The sequence below is a fragment of the Klebsiella sp. KE9456 genome, assembly GCF_043832615.1.
GTDB lineage: Bacteria > Pseudomonadota > Gammaproteobacteria > Enterobacterales > Enterobacteriaceae > Klebsiella > Klebsiella indica.
In genome coordinates this window covers 44,374-67,916 of the sequence record NZ_JBDYQK010000016.1, presented here as the reverse complement: position 1 = coordinate 67,916, position 23,543 = coordinate 44,374, and the positions used below count along the sequence as shown (strand labels likewise).

Annotated in this window: 23 protein-coding genes; 10 read left to right on the top strand and 13 right to left on the bottom strand. The window is 52.5% G+C overall.

Features of this window, described 5'->3' with window-relative positions; genetic code table 11:
• Positions 1 to 187: 187 nt before the first annotated feature.
• The 8 genes from ABK821_RS16805 to ABK821_RS16770 all read right to left on the bottom strand — a co-directional run bounded on the left by ABK821_RS16805 (position 188) and on the right by ABK821_RS16770 (position 7,588).
• Positions 188 to 913 (bottom strand): IclR family transcriptional regulator, encoded by a 726-nt coding sequence (locus ABK821_RS16805; protein ID WP_138361734.1) that lies wholly within the window; start codon positions 911 to 913, stop codon positions 188 to 190.
• A gap of 53 nt (positions 914 to 966) precedes the next feature.
• Positions 967 to 1,908, bottom strand: coding sequence for a 2-hydroxyacid dehydrogenase (locus ABK821_RS16800; protein WP_241675638.1), 942 nt, complete (start codon positions 1,906 to 1,908; stop codon positions 967 to 969).
• Positions 1,908 to 3,140 carry an MFS transporter gene (locus ABK821_RS16795; protein ID WP_138361733.1) on the bottom strand — a complete coding sequence of 411 codons (1,233 nt, stop codon included), beginning with the start codon at positions 3,138 to 3,140 and terminating at the stop codon, positions 1,908 to 1,910. Before ABK821_RS16795 ends, ABK821_RS16800 begins: the two co-directional genes overlap by 1 nt.
• An 81-nt stretch (positions 3,141 to 3,221) precedes the next feature.
• A complete protein-coding gene (locus ABK821_RS16790) occupies positions 3,222 to 4,424 on the bottom strand; it encodes a pyridoxal phosphate-dependent aminotransferase (RefSeq protein ID WP_343178985.1) in 1,203 nt (400 codons plus the stop codon).
• A gap of 12 nt (positions 4,425 to 4,436) precedes the next feature.
• Positions 4,437 to 5,162, bottom strand: coding sequence for an amino acid ABC transporter ATP-binding protein (locus ABK821_RS16785; protein ID WP_138361744.1), 726 nt, complete (start codon positions 5,160 to 5,162; stop codon positions 4,437 to 4,439).
• Between the two features lie 10 nt (positions 5,163 to 5,172).
• The gene (locus ABK821_RS16780) at positions 5,173 to 5,880 is read right to left on the bottom strand and encodes an amino acid ABC transporter permease (RefSeq protein ID WP_138361731.1); all 708 of its coding nucleotides are present in this window, start codon (positions 5,878 to 5,880) and stop codon (positions 5,173 to 5,175) included.
• A complete protein-coding gene (locus ABK821_RS16775; protein WP_138361730.1) occupies positions 5,880 to 6,578 on the bottom strand; it encodes an amino acid ABC transporter permease in 699 nt (232 codons plus the stop codon). The genes ABK821_RS16780 and ABK821_RS16775 overlap by 1 nt, the downstream gene beginning before the upstream one ends.
• A gap of 146 nt (positions 6,579 to 6,724) precedes the next feature.
• Positions 6,725 to 7,588 (bottom strand): transporter substrate-binding domain-containing protein, encoded by an 864-nt coding sequence (locus tag ABK821_RS16770; RefSeq protein ID WP_343178987.1) that lies wholly within the window; start codon positions 7,586 to 7,588, stop codon positions 6,725 to 6,727.
• A 554-nt stretch (positions 7,589 to 8,142) separates the two neighbouring features.
• Here ABK821_RS16770 and ABK821_RS16765 point away from each other — a divergent pair.
• On the top strand, positions 8,143 to 9,606 hold the full coding sequence (locus ABK821_RS16765) for a glycoside hydrolase family 1 protein (protein WP_138361742.1): 1,464 nt from the start codon (positions 8,143 to 8,145) through the stop codon (positions 9,604 to 9,606).
• Positions 9,607 to 9,809: 203 nt separating this feature from the next.
• Here the strand turns inward: ABK821_RS16765 and ABK821_RS16760 are convergent, their stop codons facing one another.
• Together ABK821_RS16760 and ABK821_RS16755 are read right to left on the bottom strand one after the other, a co-directional pair.
• Entirely contained in the window at positions 9,810 to 10,295 is a 486-nt protein-coding gene (locus ABK821_RS16760; RefSeq protein WP_343178988.1) for a hypothetical protein, read from the bottom strand.
• Positions 10,279 to 11,103, bottom strand: a complete 825-nt coding sequence (locus ABK821_RS16755; RefSeq protein WP_343178989.1) for a helix-turn-helix domain-containing protein — start codon at positions 11,101 to 11,103, stop codon at positions 10,279 to 10,281. Before ABK821_RS16755 ends, ABK821_RS16760 begins: the two co-directional genes overlap by 17 nt.
• A 799-nt stretch (positions 11,104 to 11,902) precedes the next feature.
• On the opposite strand from ABK821_RS16755, the gene ABK821_RS16750 reads away from it, so the two are divergent.
• The 9 genes from ABK821_RS16750 (at position 11,903) to ABK821_RS16710 (ending at position 20,558) form a co-directional block, all read left to right on the top strand.
• Entirely contained in the window at positions 11,903 to 12,403 is a 501-nt protein-coding gene (locus tag ABK821_RS16750; RefSeq protein ID WP_138361727.1) for a LuxR C-terminal-related transcriptional regulator, read from the top strand.
• 40 nt (positions 12,404 to 12,443) lie between these two features.
• Positions 12,444 to 12,995 (top strand): type 1 fimbrial major subunit FimA, encoded by a 552-nt coding sequence (gene fimA / locus ABK821_RS16745; RefSeq protein ID WP_138361726.1) that lies wholly within the window; start codon positions 12,444 to 12,446, stop codon positions 12,993 to 12,995.
• Positions 12,996 to 13,062: 67 nt separating this feature from the next.
• Positions 13,063 to 13,602, top strand: a complete 540-nt coding sequence (locus ABK821_RS16740) for a fimbrial protein (protein ID WP_138361725.1) — start codon at positions 13,063 to 13,065, stop codon at positions 13,600 to 13,602.
• A 46-nt stretch (positions 13,603 to 13,648) separates the two neighbouring features.
• The gene (locus ABK821_RS16735) at positions 13,649 to 14,362 is read left to right on the top strand and encodes a fimbria/pilus periplasmic chaperone (protein ID WP_171034896.1); all 714 of its coding nucleotides are present in this window, start codon (positions 13,649 to 13,651) and stop codon (positions 14,360 to 14,362) included.
• A gap of 72 nt (positions 14,363 to 14,434) precedes the next feature.
• Positions 14,435 to 17,062, top strand: a complete 2,628-nt coding sequence (locus ABK821_RS16730; protein ID WP_343178990.1) for a fimbrial biogenesis usher protein — start codon at positions 14,435 to 14,437, stop codon at positions 17,060 to 17,062.
• A gap of 13 nt (positions 17,063 to 17,075) precedes the next feature.
• Positions 17,076 to 17,603 (top strand): fimbrial protein, encoded by a 528-nt coding sequence (locus ABK821_RS16725; protein WP_343178999.1) that lies wholly within the window; start codon positions 17,076 to 17,078, stop codon positions 17,601 to 17,603.
• Positions 17,604 to 17,615: 12 nt separating this feature from the next.
• A complete protein-coding gene (locus ABK821_RS16720; RefSeq protein WP_138361721.1) occupies positions 17,616 to 18,119 on the top strand; it encodes a fimbrial protein in 504 nt (167 codons plus the stop codon).
• A gap of 17 nt (positions 18,120 to 18,136) precedes the next feature.
• The gene (locus tag ABK821_RS16715; RefSeq protein WP_138361720.1) at positions 18,137 to 19,042 is read left to right on the top strand and encodes a fimbrial protein; all 906 of its coding nucleotides are present in this window, start codon (positions 18,137 to 18,139) and stop codon (positions 19,040 to 19,042) included.
• Between the two features lie 28 nt (positions 19,043 to 19,070).
• Positions 19,071 to 20,558: an EAL domain-containing protein gene (locus tag ABK821_RS16710; RefSeq protein ID WP_343178992.1), complete on the top strand. Its 1,488-nt coding sequence runs from the start codon at positions 19,071 to 19,073 to the stop codon at positions 20,556 to 20,558.
• On the opposite strand, the gene ABK821_RS16705 is transcribed toward ABK821_RS16710, so the two are convergent.
• From ABK821_RS16705 to ABK821_RS16695, 3 genes are all read right to left on the bottom strand, one after another.
• Entirely contained in the window at positions 20,519 to 20,857 is a 339-nt protein-coding gene (locus ABK821_RS16705; RefSeq protein ID WP_138361719.1) for a DUF1869 domain-containing protein, read from the bottom strand. The two genes, ABK821_RS16710 and ABK821_RS16705, sit on opposite strands and share 40 nt — an antisense overlap.
• A gap of 8 nt (positions 20,858 to 20,865) precedes the next feature.
• Positions 20,866 to 21,198, bottom strand: coding sequence for a DUF1971 domain-containing protein (locus ABK821_RS16700; protein WP_343178994.1), 333 nt, complete (start codon positions 21,196 to 21,198; stop codon positions 20,866 to 20,868).
• Between the two features lie 418 nt (positions 21,199 to 21,616).
• Complete coding sequence (locus ABK821_RS16695; RefSeq protein ID WP_308563676.1) at positions 21,617 to 23,542, bottom strand: EAL domain-containing protein; 1,926 nt, start codon at positions 23,540 to 23,542, stop codon at positions 21,617 to 21,619.
• Between the last annotated feature and the right edge of the window lies 1 nt (position 23,543).

Genomic DNA, 23,543 nt, shown 5'->3' with positions numbered 1-23,543 from the left:
GACGTCCGAAATAACACAGAGACCATCTGTCATCGCCTGTTCAAGATCAGTTCAGATTTTTGAGCCTGCCACGCTTCGGGAAAGCAGACCACGGATTCAGCGTTTGAAAATGGCGCGCCCCTGAACCGCATGCAATAAAAGCGCGAGTGCAGCCATCGCGGCTGTCTATATGCATGAGGTGGGCGCACTACGCCACAATCACCGCGCCCAACACCGCCGATAACGCTTTTGCCGCCTCCAGTATCAACTGTTGGCTGGCGGCGTCTTCCGGATCAAAACGGCTGGTCGGGCCGGAAATACTCAGCGCCCCTGCCAGTTGGTTATCGTGCTTAAATACCGGTACGGAGATCGATGCCGTCAGCAGGCTGTCCGTTAGCTGGCGGTTCAGCCCCGCGCCGGTGGAGGTAAACAGCCCCTGACGGTAATCCCAGCGCGGCGAGACGCCGTGTTCGAACTGGCGTAACACGCACGCGGCGGAGGTATCATCCATATCCAGTAGCGTTCCGACCGGCACACTGGATTTGATATGGTGTGGCGAATCCTGGCGCAGCAGGCACATACGATGATCGCCATCACGCACATAGAAAGTGCTGCTTTCCAGCGTGGCTGTCGTCAGCTTTTCCAGCACCGGCAACACATGCTGATGCAAATTGAACGTACGCTGATAGGTACAGCCCAGTTGGTAAGCTCGGGAACCTAACTCATATCGACCATCCGGGCGCTTAAACACATAGCGCTCCGCTTCCAGCGTCAGCATATAGCGCATAATCACGCTCTTAAACAACCCGGTCTCCGTTTCCAGTTCACCCAGCGTCATACCGCCAGGATGTGAAATAAATGCATCCAGAATTGCCAGCGTACGCTTAACCGCTTTGACCGAACGATCGATATCAGTACTCTTTGGTCGCGACATAACTTCCCGGTAAATAAATTAAAATGGCGTTGTAAAAACGTAATGTAACGAAATCAACCACAACTGCCAACCAGCGGCCTGCCGCTGAAATAGCGGATCACATTCTCCAGCATACGCTGTTGCTGCGCGTGCTGCGCAGAAAAGGTATTCGCCGCGACATGGGGTGTCAGGATGGTATTTGGCGCGGCCTGCAAACGAGCGGAAATCGCCGGTTCGAACTCATAGACATCCAGCGCTGCCCCCGCCAGTTCCCCTTGCTCCAGGGCGGCGCACAGTACGTTTTCATCCACCAGCATACCGCGGGCGATATTGATCAGATAGCCCTCTTTGCCCAACAGGCGCAATACCGTTTCATCGGCGACATGATAGTTTTCCGGCGTGCCGCGCGCGGCCAGTACCAGAATATCCGCCCAGTCCGCCAGTTGCATAATATCCTCACAATAGTGATACGCCGTGGTTTTGCGACTGCGGCTGTAATAACCGATCTCCATGCCAAACGCCTGCGCTCGCTGGGCAATCTGCATACCGATTTCTCCCAGGCCATAAATCCCCAGCCGTCTGCCCTGCAAGCCGGGTGCCAACGGATAACGCAGCACGCTGTTCCCCTGCCACTCTCCGCTACGTAAAAAACGGTCGCTGGTGATGATCTGGCGGCTGGCGGCCAGCATCAGGCCCAGCGCGAATTCGGCAACGCTGGCGGCATTGGTACCCGCGGCGTTAGTCAGCGCGATCCCTTTCTGGCGCAAATACGCCGTATCGACAAACTCAATCCCGGAGCCGTAGCAGCACACCAGTTTTAACTGCGGTAAAGCGTCGATTAACGCGCGTTCCGTAGGCAAGCTGCTCATGGTCAGCAGCACTTCCACGTTTTCCGCACCGGCGGGCAGATCGCTGCCATCCAGCGCCGTAATCGGTCCTGACAGATTGCAGTGTTGGCGCAGTTGCGTAACTAACGCAGCAGGCAACATGCGCGTCATTAATACGTTGTTATTCATTATGGTTCTTCCCCGCTCGTGACCGCTGAATGCGATGATTTACGTTGCAAAATAGCCCACTGCACCACAAGAAATAGCACCAGCATGCCAGCCATTAACAGAAAAGTCAGTGACACCGTGCCAACCGACGCCAGCATCCCCACCAGCAGATTGCCCAGCGGCATGGTGCCCTGAAAGCACATGCTGTACAGGCCCACCACGCCCCCCCGCAGATCCGGGGGGCTGAAATGCTGCAGGGTAGAGTTAATCATGGTCGAAAAAAAAGTGAGTGACAGCCCCAGTAACAGAAAACCGCCGCAGGTCAGCAGCGGCTGTACGGAAAAGGCAACACCGCCCAACGCAAGAACCGCAGTCCAGGGCGCGAATTGCAGCCAGCGCACCAGTCGCTGATGGGAAACCCGCGCCGCAATCAGCAGTGCCGCCAACAGCGATCCTACCCCCGCGCTGGTAAAGAACCAACCGGTATAACGTGCGGTATCATGAAAACCGTCGGCTGCCAGCACCGGGATCAGCGATTGATAAGAACCGGCAAAAATGCCCATCATCGCCAGCGCAGGCAGGAAACGGATGGCAAAGCGGTCACTACGCGCATAACGCAGTGCATTACGCATACCGCCACCGCGCCGCACGGCAGTCGCGCCGTCACCAACTCGCATACCGCGCACCGCCAGCAACATCGTTATCAGCCCGCAAAGTGAGAGGCAGAAACCGGCCTCCGGGCCATAATGGTTAAAACTCCATGCCGCAATCGCCGGGCCAAACATCCGTCCAAGATTAAATACCATGGTGTTGGTGGCCACGGCGTTATACATCAGCGACTTATCCTGCAGGCTGCTGGTCAGCAACAACTGACGGGTGGGGAGTTCCATCGACGCCACACACCCCGCTATCGCCGCCATCAGCAGAATAAATAGCGGAGAGACAAACCGGAGCAACACACTGGTCAGCAGCAGACTGCTGACCAGCATCGACATGCAGAGGATGCGCAGCATAATGCCCTTCACCCGCGCTGGCGTTAAGCGGCTGCCAAACAACAACGGTACGATCAGTGACGGGCAGTAGAGCAAAAAGTTCAGCACTCCCAGCAACCACGGTGAATGACTGAGTTGCCACATCAGCAGGTTGAGCGTCACATTCTGCGTCCATAAGCCGATGATGGACGCCGCCTGGCCCATCAGGTATCTGCGCGTCATCGGTTCCTGTAATACCGGAAAAGCACCTGCCAGTATCATGTTCTGTCCTTCCGCTGCGGGTCTCCTCCGCAGCGCATTGCAAGGGGTCGGCGGCAGACCGCTTATGGTCTGCCGTCAGTATTATTTCAGAGTGCGACAGAAACGCTGGATGCGCGCACAGGCGTCTTCCAGTTGCGCCATTGACGCGGCATAGGACAGGCGAAAATTAGGCGCTACACCGAATGCCTCGCCATGCACTAATGCCACACCTTCGCTCTCCAGCAGCGCCTCCGTGAAATCTTTATCACTGCGGATCACCCGCCCCTGCGGCGTGCTTTTATTCAGCAGATCCGCGCAGGAAGGATAAACATAAAACGCGCCCTGCGGCGTCAGACACGACAATCCCGGCGCATCATTCAGCGCCGCAACCACATAGTTGCGGCGAGCGACAAAGCTGGCGCGCCATTCGGCGAAGAATTCCTGCGGTCCCGTCAGCGCGGCGACTGCCGCCCACTGGGAAATCGACGAAACGCCTGAGGTCGTCTGACCCTGAATAGTCTCCATCGCTTTGATCAATGCAGCCGGACCCGCGCCGTAACCGACGCGCCAGCCGGTCATGGCATAAGCTTTCGACACGCCGTTAATCACCAGAGCACGCTCGATTAACGCGGGCTCAACCTGCGGGAAAGTAACGAATTGACTGTCGTCATATACCAGTTTTTCGTAGATATCATCCGCCATCACCCAGACATGAGGATGGCGCAGCAGTACATCCGCCAGAGCGCGTAACTCCTGCCAGCTGTAGACCGCACCGGACGGATTCGACGGAGAGTTAAACAGTAGCCATTTGGTGTTCGGCGTAATGGCCTGCTCCAGTGCCTGCGCCGTCAGTTTGTAACCCTGTTCAGCGCCGGTCGCCACCGTGACGGGCGTGCCGCCGCACAGCGCCACCATTTCCGGATAAGAGACCCAGTACGGCGCGGGAATAATCACCTCATCTCCGGGGTTCAGCGTCGCCATGAAGGCATTGGCGATAATCTGTTTCGCGCCATTGGAGATAATGATCTGTTGGTTGTGATACGCCAGTTGATTATCCTGGCGAAATTTCTCTACCACGGCCTCACGCAAGGCCGGGATGCCGGCAATCGGCGGATATTTGGTTTCGCCCCGTATCATCGCCTGCAGCGCCGCCTGTTTAATGTGTTCCGGGGTATCAAAATCCGGCTCACCGGAACTCAGGGCAATCACATCAATTCCCCGCGCTTTCATATCACGGGCCCGCTGGCTGGCGGCATTACTGGCGGAAGGTTTAATTCGATCAAGGGTCCGGGAAAACATCTTCATCTGTGAGTCCTGTCAATGGCGAATATCGGCGACAAATTTCTGTGCGCGTGGATGTTGCGGGTGATGGAAAAAGGTTTCAGGTGGGGCGCGCTCAATAATTTCGCCCTGATCCATAAAAATGACGCGATCGGCGACTTCGCGTGCGAACCCCATCTCATGGGTAACGCACACCATCGTCATGCCCTCTTTACCCAGTTGTTTCATTACCTGTAAGACTTCCCCCACCATTTCCGGATCGAGGGCGCTGGTCGGTTCATCAAACAGCATGACGGGAGGTTTCATTGCCAGCGCACGGGCTATCGCCACGCGCTGCTGCTGGCCGCCGGACAGTTGATGCGGATAAGCCCGCAATTTGGTCGCCAGCCCCACTTTCTCCAGCAGCGTACTGGCGATGTCATCCGCTTCGTGCTTGCTGGTTTTACGTACCCGACGCTGCGCCAGGGTGACGTTCTGCAATACCGTCAGATTAGGAAACAAGTTGAACTGCTGGAAAACAAAACCGATATTGCTGCGAAACTGATTCAGATCGACGCCTTCCGCACGGCTGTCAACCCCATCCACCAGAATGCGCCCGCGCTGAATCTCTTCCAGCCGATTAATCGTGCGGATCAGCGTTGATTTGCCCGAACCGGAGGGGCCGCATACCACTACGACCTCACCTTTAGCGATCTCTTCGCTGATGCTATTAAGCACTTTATGCGGACCATACCATTTTTCGACATTTTCAAGCTTTAGCATTGCCATTGCTTCACTCCTGGGGATTAATCTGACGTTTACGCTGAATCATATTTTCCAGTTTGCCGACCGCGCGCGTCAGTGAAAAACAGATGATAAAATAGATAATTGCCAATATTGCAAAAACCTGCAGAGGCTGAGTTAATTCCAGTGTATTAATCTGATATGCGGAATACGTCAGTTCCGCCACGCCGATGACATACCCCAGCGAGGTATTTTTAATCAAATTAATAAACTGATTCAGAATGCTGGGAATCATGGTAAACAACGCCTGCGGTAAAATAATTTCGCACATGGTTTGCGAATAGCTAATTCCCAGCGTACGAGCGGCTTCAATTTGGCCACGCGGCACAGAGTTAATGCCCGCGCGCACAATTTCCCCTAAAAATGCCATTTCATAAATCACCAGTGCGACGATCAACGTTTTTACACCGGAAATAGAGTGGCCTGAAATCAGCGGCACGGCAAAATAGGACCAGAACACCAGCATCAACACCGGCAATCCTCGTACCACGCTGCTGAATAGCGTCACCGGCAGATAAAAAATCTTATATTTGCTGGTACGCGCGATACCGACCAGAATCGCCAGCGGAAAGGCGCAGAGTAATCCAGCGGCGGCAATCAGCAGCGTCAGCGCCAGCCCGCCTAATGGTCCATTGGGGTAACTGCCGGTAAAAAGTAAATGGTGATACTTCGTAACAATATTCAGCATATCGTTCATTAGCGGCTCCCGGAACGCAAGGCAAAACGGTCATACGCCGCGCCGACGGTGACAATCAGTAGTGAACCCGTCAGGTAAATCACCGAAATAATGGCAAACGCATCAAAGGTACGAAACGTTTCATTCTCGATCTGTTTCGCCGCGTAGGTCAGCTCCGCGACGCTAATTGCCATTGCCAGACTGGTGGATTTATACAGCGCCAGCGACTGGCCGATCAGCGGCGGAATCGACACACGAATCGATTGAGGCAGAATCACATCACGCATCGCCTGCGAAAAGTTCAGCCCTAATGCACGACAGGCCTCCATCTGCCCGCGGGCAATGGAACGCAGGCCGCTGCGCAAATCCTCCGACATAAACGCAGCGCTGTTCAGCGTCAATGCTACATAAGCAAAAAAGAATTCACTGCCATGTTGATTGACCCAATCCGACCAACTGTATGGCAAGATGGCGGATAAACCGAAATACCACAGCAGTAATTGCACCAGCGCCGGTACATTACGGTGATATTCCACATAACACACCACAAACCAGCGCAATGGAGCAATGCCGGAAATACGCATCGAGGCAAGTAGCAGCGCCAGAATGAACCCCGAAATAAGACAAAGAAAAAACAGCAGCAGCGTATTTTCCAGACCGGACAATATCCACTGTAAATATTCACCTTGCAGTAAGGTAATGGGGTTAAAACTTACCATCAGACTTCACTCCCTGATGCAGAAACAACGACATAAATACGCAGCCATGGTATCGGGAAATAGCCGGAGCGACTTTCCGCGCAAACTATTCCCCGCCATGAAAAAATTCGCCCGCCGGATGCAGAGTGTTATTTATTATGACTCAATTACTGCAGAGTTTGTTTCACCTGGGCAATAGACTCTAATTTATGTTCACGTTTAATTTTATAAACCGTATCAGCCCCCAGCCATTTATTCCAGATAGCATCAAGTTTGCCGTCCTGTTCCATTTTTGCCAGTGCATCATTTACCGCCGCAAGGAATTCTGGCTCATTTTTGCGAATCCCCAGGGCATTCGGTTCCCAACCGATCGCCTGGTCAATAAAGGTGTAAGCGCCTTTACCGGCACGTAAATAACGCACTCCTGACGTTTGTGCAAATGCCTGACCACTGATTTTACGCTGCTGCAAGGCAAGGAACGCCGAAGGTGAATCGTGATAGGTCACCACGTGAATATTCGGGAAGGATTTGCGTAGCCAGTATTCCGAGGTCGAACCGGAGGTCATACCAACCCGTTTACCCGCCAGATCTGCCAGCGTTTTATAGCCCGCCGCCGTCGGCACCAGCACTTTCAATGGCACCTGGAAATGCGAAGATGAAAAATCAATCTGCTTTTCACGTTCAGCGGTATAACCCAGCGCTGCGGAAAGAATATCTACCCGACCAATCTGCAGTTCCGGAATACGCGCTTCCACTGACAAACTTTTCTGTACCATTTTGACGCCCAGTTGATCCGCCAGCGCCTGGCAGACATCCACATCAAAACCCACCACTTTCAGGGTTTTCGGATCGGTAAAACCCAACGGTTCAGTCGTGGACAGCGTGCCGCATACCATTTCACCACGCGCTTTGATATCCGCCAACTGATTCGCGGAAGCGAGCCCGGCGATACTGAACAACCCCAGCATCAATAGCGCCAGCATGCCGGGTTTTTGGGATTTCGGAGTAAAGCTTGTTGCATTTCTGACCACAGGTTAACCCTCCAGAGTAAGCACAAGGGAACAAGCCGTTGCGGGCTGTCCGGACCATGTTTAAACGCCAGCACTTATGCAAATCACATTTTCATAATGGCATTATGATTTTGTAAAAAGCATGAATGATGCCAATCCTGAAAAAAACCGGAAACATTAATTTAACACAATGAAATTCAGATAATTACAATCACCGGCATCGCCAACACGCCGATCAGATCGGAACAGACAACCGCGTTTTTCTCTCGCCTGACTGCACTTTTTCGGTGAGCGCTGTTCCATAATGGTGAAAAGATCCTCTCCCCGATCCGCATTTATCGGCGTGAAAATCTTTTTTAGGGGGTTTTGGGCGAAACGAGGTATTTTTTGTTTTTTACCACGTTTGGATCAGTTTGGATCAGCAACCTGTTCCGCTCACACCGCACATTGCGGGTGACGACAAGCGTCAACATGGCGCTCGCCAACGATGAACACGTCATACTGCAATCCAAGACATCCGCAACCAGCATCAACAACTATCGCCACATTATGATGGCATCAGAGGAGTCCGTATGATGGAAAATAAAACCGCTTTTCCACAGGGGTTCTTGTGGGGTGGCGCGATCGCCGCAAATCAGGCCGAAGGGGCATGGAACATCGATGGCAAAGGGCCTTCAGTGGCGGACGCCATTAGCTGGAAACCAGGTCTGGACCTCACCGACTATCGCGGGCATATGGCGCTGACCGATGAGAATATTTCCGACGCGCTAAACGGCAAAAACGACAAACTGTACCCGAAACGGCGTGGGATTGATTTCTATCATCGCTATAAAGAAGATCTGGCTTTGTTTGCCGAAATGGGATGCAAAGTGCTGCGAACCTCCATTGCCTGGTCTCGTATTTTCCCGACCGGTGAAGATGCGCAGCCGAATGAAGCCGGACTGCAATTCTATGAAGATTTGTTCCGCGAAATGCGCCGTCTGAATATTGAACCACTGGTCACCCTGTCACACTATGAAATGCCGCTCATCCTGAGTGAAAAATATAACGGCTGGGTTCACCGCAATGTGCTGGATGCGTTTGTGCGTTTTAGCAACGTCTGCTTCGATCGCTATAAAGATCTGGTGCGCTACTGGCTGACCTTTAATGAAATCGACAGTATTCACCGTCATCCGTTTACCACTGCCGGTATTCGGAAAGAGAAAAGTAAACCAGGTAAAGAGACTCAGGATATTTATCAGGGGCTGCATCATCAGTTTGTCGCCTCAGCGCTGGTGACGCGCGACTGCCACAGGAAGATCCCGGGCAGCCAGATGGGCTGTATGCTGACTAAACTGACCACCTATCCGCGCACCTGTCATCCGAATGATGTCGAAGCGACGCTAAAAAAGAATCTGGAAAACTATTTTTATGCTGACGTACAGGTGTTCGGTAAATATCCGCCGCTGATTAAGCGCGATCTGGCACTGCGTGGCATCAGACTGGAGATGCAGCCGGACGATCTGGCTATCCTGCAGCAGTACACGGTAGATTTTGTCTCATTCAGTTACTATATGTCGCTCACCGAATCGACCCAGCCAGAGATGGAGCGTACGCCTGGCAATACCCTACTCGGCGTAAAAAACCCGTACCTGCCCTCTTCCGCATGGGGCTGGCAGATCGATCCTCAGGGGCTGAAAATCTCGCTGCTGGAGTTGTATGACCGCTATCAGAAGCCACTGTTTATTGTGGAAAATGGTATCGGCGCGAAAGATATTGTCGAAGACGGCAAAGTACACGATCGCTACCGCGTCGATTATTTCCGTGCGCATTTCGAACAGATGCTGGCGGCAATTGACGAAGGTGTGGAATTAATGGGCTACACCAGCTGGGGCGCGATTGATCTTATCAGCGCTGGCACTTCGCAAATGTCGAAACGTTATGGCTTTATTTATGTTGATCAGGATGATAAAGGCAATGGGTCGCTCGCTCGTCTGAAGAAAGACTCGTTTTACTGGTATCAGAAAGTCATCGCCAGCAATGGCGGCGACCTTGCCTGATCGCCGACGGCGGTGTCGTTAGATGGATTGATTACGAGTGTAAACGGTCATATTCGGTCTGACGACTAAGCTGGCGGAATCCGGGAGTCAATACGGCATAACTTAGGGGGCGGGAACGCCCCGGAAGCGAACAGATCGTACATCGACCGATAAGTGCTGGCGACGAGAAAAATGCCGTTTAAAACGCAATAGATATATAAAAATCAATTAGATACACATATCAATGCCGGTGAATACAGGTTTTGTATCACATAGTCATTTTTCATCTTCTGGATTTTGATATACCGTCCGGAATTTGGATCCGGACTAAAAAAAACTTTCTGCATTACACTTTCAACCATGTTGTCCGCCTCTCTCCTGGAAAGCGAGGTTCTGACTAAGTGATAAATATTATTGCCCTGATTTTCATATTCAAAATGATACGATCTTGCAACGTTGTAACGGGTATCGTTGAGCATTACCTTGCCTGACACATCAAAATATCCGGAATGATTATCCCGCATAATTAAGAAAGTCTTCAATTGGGCATCAAACGCGGGTGACGTGGATTCAATACGCAAATTTGCTGAACAATCAAAACCACGTCTATGATGACCAGCGTAGATCAACAGGCCAAAAACCAAAATGAGGCATAACACTGCAGAGATAATATACCCCCTAACGCCCCGGCGTTTACTGAACAATTGCATAATCAGCCCTGTAATAGTTTTCACATGAATAAAAATCACCTTTTTTTTCATCTAAATATATGCAGTGCGCTAAAAATACCCGTCCCGGATTTCCTTTTAGTACCGTCTCTGCAACATTAAAGTAAAAAACACTGTTATCTGAACAGCGCATGCCCTCTTTTACGATGAGATCTTTGGCCATCGCAATAACCTGCTTTCTGTATTCCATCGGTACGATGCTAAAACTCTGAATCCGGCATTTTCCTGTATCCCCTAAAGAATAGACCTGAGCCTGCCCCGTCAACAAACGCGGATGATAAAAATCCGTTTTAAAACCGACAAACAACAACGTAAACAGGAGCAGTGCAAAGCACATATACGAGGCGGCTTTAATCACCGCGACCGATACGCTGCTTTTTTCTTGGTCAGGGCGGTTTTCATGGTGATTAACACTGTCGCTGCCATGCTCTTTTTGCGCGTTAACCTCATGGGCAGGGGGCGTTATTCTCTCTATCACAATACGTTCAGACACCATAAATCCAACCCTGGGCACAGTAACAATAACGTCCTCGTCACAGCCCATATTCCTGAATACGGCTCTCAGATCCGAAATATACTTATTGAGACTATGGCTGGAAGTCCGTAATCCATGTGCATCCCAGACATTTTGCAGTATCTCATCCCGATAAACCACACGTTCTTTGTGGTCTAAAAGATATTTAAGCAGACGACTTGTTGTTGCCGTCAACGTGACGCCCGATTCATCATCGAGCCATAGCAGTCCATCATCACTGCGGAAATGAATCGTATCTTGAATTTTGTAGATCATATACTAGCCTTAACAATCATCCTCAGAAGCACACCCCCTCTATACACCTTGGTATATCAAGCATTTTATGCTGAAATTGGTTATATTTTTCTTATAATCCAGATTATAACACCTAAAAAACAAAAAAACAAAATACATATAACCAAATGAAAATGCGATGGTATTATTGTCCTCAGCAAAACGACGGGCTACCTGCCATCCTGTGCAACGCACAGCAGGCATGTCAGCGCAGCGACGCGTTCAACGTATCCGGACGCATTGGCAGTATCTGTCACCATGATGAAAATGAGGACAAAGACATGATCGCATAATAGTCACTCAGGCAATTAACGGCCTGATACAAGAAAGTGTTGCTAATGAGATTTTCCTTAGTGGAATAAAAGAACTAAAAGCAGTGCAAATACTCTTGCGCAAGCATTTTTATCGGGATATTTAAAATTGAGAAAAAGAAAATCTGACATGTTAAGGATAAAAAAATACAGGTCCAGCAGAGAATGTTCCCTAAGAAAAATCCAATATAAAGAGTGTGCCTATTGTTCTGGTTAAAATGATAACCAGCCCCTATCGCATTTTTTATAAAAAACACCAACTTAAGGAAAAATTACGATAGATATATCTGTTTTTTATATAAAAACAAGATTATAACACCACAATAAACCACTCATGCAGACATAAGAACTTTTAGGGCTTCTACCGCATGTGTCATTGATATGGGCGATGATAGATTACTCTCAATTCGCTGAATGGTTTTATTAACGATGAGTTAAAGGTCAACCCAAGGATGAGATTGCGTTCAGATATGAATCTATCAAATAATATTTTATCTAAGGATAAATATTTTACTCTGGGCCTTATTGAATTGCTCGGGGTAGAGTTTATTGACAATTTCTTCCTGATTATAGACCTGGATTGCAACGATCTTACGGGGGCGGAATGGATTTATTTTTCAAATAAGAACATTGTCGCCTTTGCATCCAATGACTTAGCTTTTTATAAGTCTGAACTATTTGAAAAAATAACCGTACTGGACAAAAAGAGTAACACGAAAAGTATCCTGAACTTTTTCCTGAAAAAGGAAATGTCGGGCAATTACCATACAAAATTCCATCTGAGTCTGCGCGAAAAGCAGATGTTAAATATGTTGAGTAGAGGGGAAAGCAACCAGGAGATCGCAGAAGAGTTTGGCGTGAAACTTAAGACTATTTATACGCATCGCCGTAACCTGATGAATAAATTAGGTTGTAAAAACAGGATTATGTTTCAAAAGCTATTTTTTAACAACAAGTGTTTTATTAAGTGAAGCACCGCTTCCGAATTATTTAGTTAACAGGAGATTTATCATGAAAAAATTAGCACTCATCGTTGCTTCAGCACTGTCCCTGAGCTCTGCAGTCGCCCTGGCCGCCGAGTCCACGTCTACCACCGTCAATGGCGGTACGGTGCATTTTAAAGGAGAAGTAGTGAACGCCGCCTGTGCGGTTGATGCTGGTTCTCTCGACCAGACCGTACAGTTAGGCCAGGTGCGTTCGGCAAAACTGGCAAAAGCGGGCGCCACCAGCTCCGCTGTCGGTTTCAACATCCAGCTGGATGACTGTGATACCACGGTTGCAACCAAAGCTTCTATCGCGTTCGCCGGTACATCTATTGACAGCACCAACACCACCGTACTGGCGCTGCAAGGTTCCGCGGCGGGCAGCGCGACGAACGTCGGCGTACAGATCCTTGATCGCACCGGTACTCCGCTGGCGCTGGATGGCGCAACATTCGGCGCTGCCACCACGCTGAACGACGGTACTAACGTCATTCCGTTCCAGGCTCGCTACTACGCAACCGGTGCCGCCACTGCCGGTACTGCTAACGCTGACGCCACCTTTAAAGTTCAGTACGAGTAATTCATCAGGCAGGGAAGCATGTGGGGCCAGGATGGCCCGCTATCCGAATAAACCTGAGGTGATAAAGATGCAAAGGATGAAATCAGGTCTGTTGCTATTTTTGCTGCCACCGCTGGCGCTGGCCGGCAACCAGTGGAACGTCATGCTGCCCGGCGGCAGCATGCGTTTCCAGGGGATTGTCATTGCCGAGTCCTGCCGCGTTGAAGCGGGCGACCGCCAGATGACGGTCAGAATGGGGCAAATCAGCAGCAACCGCTTTCATTCCACAGGGGAAGATACCAATCCCATCCCCTTTGATATTCACCTGCAGGAGTGTAGTACCACCGTGAGCCAGCGCGTTGGCGTCGCGTTTCACGGCATCGCCGATGGTAAAAACCCGGACGTGCTCTCGGTTGGCGAGGGGCCGGGTATCGCTACCGGCATTGGTATCGCGCTGTTTGATAAAACCGGCAGGCAAATCCCGCTGAATGCGCCGCCTGCGTCATGGACACAGCTGCACACCGGCCCGACCACGCTGCACTTTGTCGCCAAATATCGTTCCACCGGGAATCAGGTCACCGGAGGCGCTGCAAATGCTCAGGCCTGGTTCTCCCTGACCTACCAGTAATCAGTACCGGTAACAGGAAATAACAGTGAGTAAGAAAGAGGTAAGCATGAAAAATACACTGGGTACCCTGCGTCGGATGCGCGGTTTACTGGCAGGTCTTTTACTGGCCGCCACAGCGGGCTTCAGCGTTCAGGCGGAAGCGGGCGTATCATTGGGCGCAACGCGCGTCATTTACCCGGCTGGACAAAAGCAGGTTCAGCTGGCGGTGACCAATAATGATGACAAAAGCACCTTTCTGATCCAGTCATGGGTGGAAAATGCCGACGGAGCAAAAGACGGCAGCTTTGTCATCACGCCGCCGCTGTTCGCCATGCAGGGGAAAAAAGAGAGTACCCTGCGCATCCTCGATGCCACCAGTAACCAGTTACCCCAGGACCGGGAAACCCTGTTCTGGCTGAACGTTAAAGCGATTCCGTCCATGGACAAATCAAAGCTTAGCGACAACACCCTGCAACTGGCGATTATCAGCCGTATCAAGCTCTACTACCGCCCGGCGAATCTGCCGCTGCCGCCGGATCAGGCTGCGGAAAAACTGCGGTTTCGCCGCAGCGCGGGCTCGCTGACGCTGATCAACCCTACGCCTTACTACCTGACGGTCACCGAACTTAATGCCGGTACCCGGGTGCTGAAAAATGCACTGGTTCCACCAAAAGGGGAAGCCAGCGTTAGTTTACCGTCCGATGCGGGTAGCGACATTACGTACCGGACGATTAACGACTACGGCGCGCTCACCCCGCGAATGAAAGGCGTAATGCAATAACTGTCCGGGGAGCAGCGTTCTCCCCGGAACGAAAAAATACCGAATGCCGGGCGATTTTGGACCGGAGGGACTATGTCACATCTTAAATATGGACCTGAGCGTTTGGATACCCGCCGTATGACCCCAGGATCTGTTCACCTTTTAGCTCAGATCCCCATTGCTCTTCTGCTTGCCTCCCCGGCTTTTTTCGCCCAGGCAGATCTCTATTTTAACCCTCGTTTTCTGGCGGACGATCCCGCAGCCGTGGCAGACCTGTCCGGCTTTGAAAAAGGGCAGGAACTCCCGCCAGGCACCTATCGTGTGGATATCTATCTGAATGATGGCTATATGACCACCCGCGATATCACCTTTAATGCCGGAGAAAACGGGCACGGGCTGACGCCCTGTCTGACCCGCGGACAGCTTGCCGGTATGGGCGTCAGTACGTCTGCCATTCCGGGAATGAACGCACTGGCGACTGACGTCTGCCTGCCATTAACTGAGCTCATCAAGGACGCAACCACCCGTTTCGACGTCGGTCAGCAGCGGCTCTGGCTGACTATCCCACAGGTGTTTATGGGCAACCGCGCCCGCGGCTATATTCCGCCCGAACTCTGGGATAACGGCATTAACGCCGGGCTGCTGAACTACAACTTTACCGGCAACAGCGTCCACAGCGGCGCAAACGGCAACAGCAACTATGCGTATCTGAATCTGCAGAGCGGGCTGAATATGGGCCCGTGGCGTCTGCGCGACAACACCACCTGGAGCTACAGCAGCGGCGGCAGCGCATCGACCAGTGAAAACAAGTGGCAGCACGTCAATACCTGGCTGGAGCGCGACATCACGTCGCTACGTTCCCGCCTGACGCTGGGCGACAGCTACACCAACGGCGATGTCTTCGACGGCATCAATTTTCGCGGGGCGCAGTTAGCGTCTGATGACAATATGCTGCCGGACAGTCAGAAAGGATTCGCACCAACGATCCACGGGATTGCCCGCGGCACGGCGCAGGTGTCGGTTAAACAAAACGGCTACGAGATTTACCAGAGTACGGTGCCGCCCGGCCCCTTCACCATCAACGATCTCTATGCCGCCGGTAATGGCGGCGACCTGCAGGTGACCATCAAAGAGGCGGATGGCAGCAGCCAGGTCTTCACCGTGCCCTACTCCTCTGTTCCGGTACTCCAGCGTGAGGGACATACCCGCTATGCCCTTACCGCCGGGAAGTACCGCAGCGGCAACGGCCAGCAGGACAAACCAGCATTTTTCCAGGGCACAGTGATGCGCGGGCTTCCCGCGGGCTGGACGCTGTACGGCGGCACGCAACTGGCGGATCGTTACCGCGCGTTCAATGTCGGCGTGGGTAAAAACCTGGGAGAACTGGGCGCCCTGTCGCTGGATATCACCCAGGCGAACGCCACCCTCCCCGATGACAGTGAGCATCAGGGGCAGTCGGTGCGCTTCCTCTATAACAAGTCGCTGACCGATACCGGCACCAATATCCAGCTGGTGGGTTACCGTTACTCCACGCGCGGCTATTTCAGCTTCGCCGACACCACGTATCACCGGATGAGCGGCTACAGCGTCGAAACCCAGGACGGTGTCATTGACGTGAAGCCGACCTTCACCGATTACTACAACCTTGCTTATAACAAGCGTGGAAAAGTACAGCTAAGCGTCACCCAACAACTGGGGCGTACCGCCACCTTCTACCTGAGCGGCAGCCATCAGACTTACTGGGGAACCGGCAAAGCGGACCAGCAACTGCAGGCCGGGCTGAACGCCGCCGTCGACGACATCAACTGGACGCTGAGCTACAGCCTGACCCGAAACGCCTGGCAGCAGGGGCGCGACCAGATGCTGGCCGTCAATGTCAATATTCCGTTCAGCCACTGGCTACGCTCGGACAGCAAATCCGCCTGGCGACACGCCAGCGCCAGCTACAGCATGTCGAACGATCTGAACGGGCGGACCACCAGCCTCGCGGGGCTGTACGGCACGCTGCTGGAGGGCAACAACCTGAGCTACAGCGTGCAGACCGGCTACGCGGGCGGCGGCGATGGCGACAGCGGCGGTAGCGGCTACGCCGCGCTGAATTACCGCGGCGGTTACGGCAATGCCAACATCGGTTACAGCCACAGCGACAGCATTAAGCAGCTTTATTATGGCCTCAGCGGCGGCGTGCTGGCTCATGCCGATGGCGTCACGCTGAGCCAGCCGATGAACGATACCGTCGTGCTGATCAAAGCCCCCGGCGCCGACAATGTGAAGGTGGAAAATCAGACCGGCGTGCAGACTGACTGGCGCGGCTACGCCGTACTGCCCTACGCCACCGAATACCGTGAAAACCGGGTGGCGCTGGACACCAACACGCTGGCCGATAACGTCGATCTGGACGACGCGGTGGCCAGCGTGGTGCCGACCCACGGCGCAATTGTCCGTGCTGAATTTAAAGCCCACGTCGGCCTCAGGCTGCTGATGTCGCTTACCCACAACGGTAAGCCGGTTCCCTTCGGCGCGCTGGTCACGTCAGACAGCAGCCAGGGCGGCAGCATCGTGGCAGACAATGGCCAGGTCTATCTCAGCGGGATGCCGCTGGTCGGCAAAGTACAGGCGAAATGGGGTGAAGGCCCGGGCGCCAGTTGCGTGGCTGACTACCGGCTGCCGCCAGAAAGCCAGAATCAGACGCTGAGTCAGTTGTCAGCCACGTGCCGCTAAGGAAACCCTAATGATGAAAAAAACCTTCTGTCTGTTGAGCGCCCTCGTATCACTGGCGATGGCCAACGCCAGCGCGGCGGACAGCACCATCACCATCAGCGGCTACGTGCGGGATAACGCCTGCGCCGTCGCCGGCGAGTCAAAAGATTTTACCGTCGACCTGATGGATAACGCTGCAAAACAGTTCCATGCGGTGGGCGCCTCCACGCCGCTGGTTCCCTTTCGTATTGTGCTGTCTCCCTGCGGCAGAGCAGTCACCGCGGTGAAAGTGGGCTTTACCGGCGTAGCCGACAGCATCAATACCGATCTGCTGGCGCTCGACAGCGGGGCTTCAGCCGCGGCGGGCATTGGCGTGCAAATCCTTGATGGTCAACAGTCGGCGCTGCCGCTCAACGCCGACTCATCGGCCATTCCGTGGACCACGCTGACGCCGGGCCAGAGTAACACGCTGAACTTTTATGCCCGGCTGATGGCCACTCAGGTACCGGTCACCGCCGGGCACGTTAATGCAACCGCCACCTTCACCCTCGAATTTCAGTAACCGGAGACGCTAATGAAATGGACCTGTACCGGATGGCTTCTGGCAGCCATGCTGGCAACCACCCCCCCGGCGCTGCATGCCGCCGACGTCACCATTACCGTTAATGGCAAAGTGGTGGCAAAGCCGTGCACCGTTTCCACCACTAACGCAACCGTCGATCTCGGGGATCTCTACACCTTCAGCCTGGTCTCCGCCGGTTCTTCCTCGGCCTGGCACAGCGTGGCGCTTAACCTGAGCAATTGCCCGGTGGGTACATCGCGGGTCACCGCCAGTTTCAGCGGCACAGCGGACGCTACCGGCTATTACAAAAACCAGGGCACCGCCGGGAATATCCAGCTGGAGCTGCAGGATGACAGCGGCACCACGCTGAACACCGGCGCGACCAAATCGGTGCAGGTGGATGAGGCAACCCAGTCCGCCAGTTTCCCGCTGCAGGTACGCGCGCTGACGGTTAAGGGCGGCGCCACTCAGGGAACCATTCAGGCAGTGATTAACGTCACCTATACCTACGCCTGAACCAGGAGAAATATGTTATGAAAAAGATAATAACTCTGCTGATTACGCTGTTGCTGGGTGGCTGGTCGCTTAGCGCCTGGTCTTTCGCCTGTAAAACCGCCACTGGCGTGACGATCCCCATAGGAGGGGGCACAGCAAACGTTTACGTTAACCTCGCACCAGCAGTCAGCGCCGGACAAAACCTTGTCGTGGATCTCTCGACGCAAATTTTTTGCCATAACGACTATCCGGATACCATAACCGACTATGTGACGTTGCAACGCGGCTCAGCCTACGGCGGTGTGCTATCAAATTTTTCCGGCACAGTTAAATACAACGGTGTCAGCTACCCATTTCCGACCACCAGCGAAACGGCGAGAATAACGTATGATTCCCTCACGGATAAACCGTGGCCAACCATTCTTTATCTGACTCCCGTCAGCACCGCGGGCGGCGTGGCGATCTCTGCTGGTTCATTAATTGCCATATTGATCTTGCGTCAGACCAACAACAAGGATAGCGACGACTTTCAGTTTGTCTGGAACATTTATGCTAATAACGATGTGGTTGTGCCCACCGGAGGCTGTGACGTCTCTGCCCGCGATGTAACGGTAACGCTGCCGGACTATCCTGGCTCAACGGCAATCCCGCTGACGGTTTACTGTGCTCAAAGCCAGAAGCTGGGCTATTACCTCACCGGCACCACAGCAGACGCCGCCAGCACTATCTTTACCAATACCGCGTCGGCCTCGCCCGCCCAGGGAATTGGCGTTCAACTGACGCGCAGCGGCAGCGTCGTTCCCACCAACAGCATGGTGTCGTTAGGTACCGTGGGCAGCTCGGCGGTCAGTCTGGGTTTAACCGCGAACTACGCGCGGACCAGCGGGCAGGTTACGGCAGGTAACGTGCAGTCGATTATCGGGGTGACCTTTGTTTACGAGTAACCCTTCTGCCCCCGACCGCAGCCCGCCAGTGGACTACATTCTGTCACCCTGCGCGCTGGTCGCCGAAGGCGTAGCGCGAATAATAGAGGAAGGGGGAACGCCAGCCATCGTGCTGCCAACAGAGGCCCCCACACTCTTCACCTGTCCGCGCCGCATGGTGGTATATCTGCCCGATGCCCCCGGCCTGCTGCTCGCAACCCTGCAACAAGCCGCCACATTGCTGGAACAATCCGCAACGCCGCTACCGGTGCTGATCCTTAGCCGCTGCCCGACAAGTTGGCTATGGCACACGCTGTTGCACCAGGTTACGGACTGCCACCGGCTTTCCGCCGTGCGTGCCGTCGCCTCCGATCTGCCGCTCCCTTACCTTTCAGCATTACTGCGGGATGCCCTCTTTGAGGGATATCCATCGCTTGAACAACTGTCAGGCGAAGAGACGCGAATGGGCGGAAAGCGCCCTGCCGGGCTTACCCGGCCTGAGCTGAACGCCATCCTCGGGTTGTTCAACGGATACAGCGCCTTCGAACAGGCAAAACGCCGCGGTATCAGCCATAAAACGCTCTACAATCAAAGAACCGCAGGACTGAAAAAAATGGTGCAACATCACCCTCACATGCGCCCCCGTTTTCCCGGCAGCCAGATAAGAGAACAGAAAAACGCGGCGTTTCCCGCCCTTTCCGCTTTCGAACGCGAATTTGTCCACGCCATTCACAGTCGACACGTTTTCCCGGTCTTTCAGCCCATTACCAGTCAACACCTGCGGCTTCAGGGAATGGAAATCCTCTGTCGCTGGGCGCGCAACGGCGACGTTCTGCTTCCCGGTGATTTTTTACCGCGGATACATTCCGGATATGCATGGCTGGTACTGACCGCGTTTATGCTCCAGCAGGCGGTACAGCATATCAACCGCTATCCTGGCGAGTTTTATTTCTCGGTGAATATTGCCGCCGCTATCGCCGGTCATGAGAACCTGCTCCCCATGATGGAAACCGCGCGCAAACAGATCCATCAGCCGCGAATGGCAGACAGGCTGGTACTGGAGCTGGCCGAAACCACCGACCTCAACCGTCATAGCAAAGCCAGTGAAAATATTGTCCGGTTACACAAGCACGGTTTCCGTATTATGCTCGATGACTGCTTCTCGCAAAGCAGCGTTCTGTTTCCGGTACGCACATGCAGGTTTAGCGCCTACAAGCTGGATATGAGCATCGTGAATGATATGCAGCGCGATCCCCATGCCCTCGCGCTGATTAAGAGCCTGCTTTACTATTGCCAGTTGACCGGCAGCGACTGTATTGCTGAAGGCGTGGACAGCCTGGATAAATTCAATAAACTGAAAGCGCTGGGGATCGCGCATTTTCAGGGATTTTATCTCTCTATGCCCGTGGGCACAGAGGCGATAGCCGGGCTTATACAAAAACTCTCGCCCGGGGTTAATAATCAGTCCAGCGCCGTGATAAACAGTGCGGCACACGATTACCAGCCGCAGACGTTGGTCTCTTCATCAGACTCATAGCCACGAACAATATTAATAAGGTCTTTTACCGCATCAGCCGCCGTTTGCGGTTCCTGAAGCGCGGCCAGGGTAGCAAACTCGCTATCCACCGATACGCCATTATTATTATTCGTGACCGTCAATATAAATCCTTTTTCTTTGGCGTTGTCCGCTGACAGCGTGGAAATAAGCGCTGTCACAGCCTCCACGGCAACATCGGGAATATAAAGCGCCATTGGCTTAAGATACACTTTCTCTTTTTTATCGTTATTATTACAGTTAATAACCGCTAATGAATAACCTCTATTTTCACTGTCCATAATATCCCTCAACCCTCAATCAAAATTGAGGGGTCGACATAAAAATCCACATTAAAAACGGTATCTTCCGTTAACGCCTCAATGCAGTGCCATGTCTCCGGCGGGAAAACGCCAAATTCACCTTCTGCAACCGTCAGGGTGTCCACCGGATCCGGGCTGGTCTCATCAGCATAGCCAAGATAACGTATCGCCCCCCTCATCACCGACAGGCGCGGGTAGACCCCCTGCCGCGTACCGGCATCCAGATGCCGCTTCCAGATTGACGCCGGAGCCGTCTTTGTCGTCCACAGCGGGGTAGTACGTGTATGGACATAGTGGGTTGGAATAATGATTCGCTGCATGATTCTGCCTCTCTCTGCGCACCATCAATACAATCGGAACAAGAATATATGTTGCATATCATATACCCTTTTTAATCCAGAAAGGTATTATTTTTTGGTAAACGTCAATTCTACTCCTGTTTATACCCTAAATTATTCGAGTTGCAGGAAGGCGGCGACGCAGTGAATCCCCGGGAGCGTACTCCAGTACGTGACTGGGGTGAACGAGGAAAGCCAACGCACATGCAACTTGAAGTATGACGGGTATATACTCCATAAGTGTTATATCCGACATACTTTATATTGCATATATATTGACAACGCTCGCACACCGCAGCGAGCATAGCTATCTCTGCTGCCGGGGAATAATTTTATTAATAACAAAAATAATTTTTTTCGCTTTCTGACATATCAGAATCGACTAAAAAGATGAGGCCTATTATTTATTTTCAGACCCGATCAGCGGCTCCGGTTTGCCAATTAAATATCCCTGAACCAAATCGCAGCCTAATACCTGCAATGATTTCAACTGTTCTTCCGTTTCGACGCCCTCAGCCACAATACGCATATGCAGGCTCTTGCCCATACTGATGATCAAACGAACAATATCGAGGTCATCTTTCTGACCCGGGATATTCACGACAAATGAACGATCGATTTTTATCTTATCAAAGGGAAAATAGCTTAAACGTGACAGCGACGAATACCCGGTACCAAAATCATCAATCGAAATTTGCACTCCGAGCGCACGCAGTTGGCTAAGGATCTCCAGCGAACTGGTATTTTCGTTAAACACGTCTGACTCGGTAACCTCCAGATCGAGACGATGCGGATCGAGCCCGGTGCTTTTCAGTATTGAGATAACGGAATCGGTCAGCGAATGGTCAATCATCTGAACAGGTGAAACATTAACCGAAACCTTTAACCGCGATGGCCAACGGGCAGCCGCTTCACAGGCGGTTTTCAGCACCCACTCTCCCAGCGAATTAATCAGGCCGATTTTCTCCGCCACCGGAATAAATTCCGTCGGTGCAACAGTGCCACGCACGGGATGAAACCAGCGAACCAGGGCCTCATAACCGTAAATTTCGCCATTACGCGCATCGGCAATCGGCTGGTAGTAAACCCTGAACTCATCTTTAGCAAGCGCATGTAGCAGATCATCCTCAAAGGATTTATTCTCCTGGAGACGCTCAAGCATACCGGGGCGAAATATCTGCACGTTAGCGGCGCTCTCCTTCTTCGCCTCATACAGCGCCAGATCGGCGCACTTGTACAAATAATCAGTACGACACTCTCCAGTGGAAATCACAATCCCGATGCAGGCATCAATATGGATGAATGAATCGTAAATCTGATACGGCTGGCCGATCTTTTCGCGAATAACGTTCGCCCGTTCCAGGGCCATCTCTTCGCTCAAATCATATGAAATCAGCGCAAACTCATCTCCTCCCAGCCGATAAAGCATCTCAGGCGTTTTGCGGAAAAACGAGAGACGGCGCGCTAGATCCTGCAGCAATTTATCCCCGGCATCATGACCATGGGTGTCGTTAACGTCCTTGAAATTATCCAGATCGAACAGCATCACCACCGCCGACCCCTTATCGAGCCGCGCCTGGTTGACAATTTCCTGCAAACGCTGCCAGAAAGAGAGTCGGTTGGGCATACCGGTCAACGAATCGTGATAGGCATCGTACTGCAGTCGACGGTTCTGTACCTGTAACGTCTCTTTCGACGCCTGAAGATCGTCCGCCAGCAACTTCATCCGCACATGGGCCCTGCGCAGACTGTTATTTTGCCTTAACATCAATACGCCAAGGGTAATGCTAAGAACAATCAACAGAACAGAAATAACCGAATAGATGTAATACAGATTCTGTATTTTATCATGGGTCAGATTAATCGTATTAATGTCATGAGTCAGCGATATTGATGCCATCGAGGTCATCGGCCCGTCGAGGGTGCTCATCTCCTGCAGAATCGCTTTTAACTGCCCGGGATCCATCGTTTCCAGTTGTTTATCCAGTTTGTTCAGGAGACGAATTAAACTGGCAACCGTCGCCTTACGCTGGGCATCTTTAGCAATAAACTTCCCCAGATCGCCCTGCTGAAGCAGCGGAATCTGGCTCATCATGATCTCAAGGCGCAGGCGTACCTCATCGTGGTTGCTGCCCTCAACCCCGAGTCCCATCGCACTTAGCCGCGCTTCAAGACGCATATACTCTGAGACTATCTGGGAAACGGACCACGAATCCGTATAACGGGTCAATTTTTGCAACTCACTTTGCCGCTCATGTACCAGATAAGTAATGTAACCAGTAACAATAAAAAGTGACAAAATAATAACAGTGAGTATTCGATTCAAG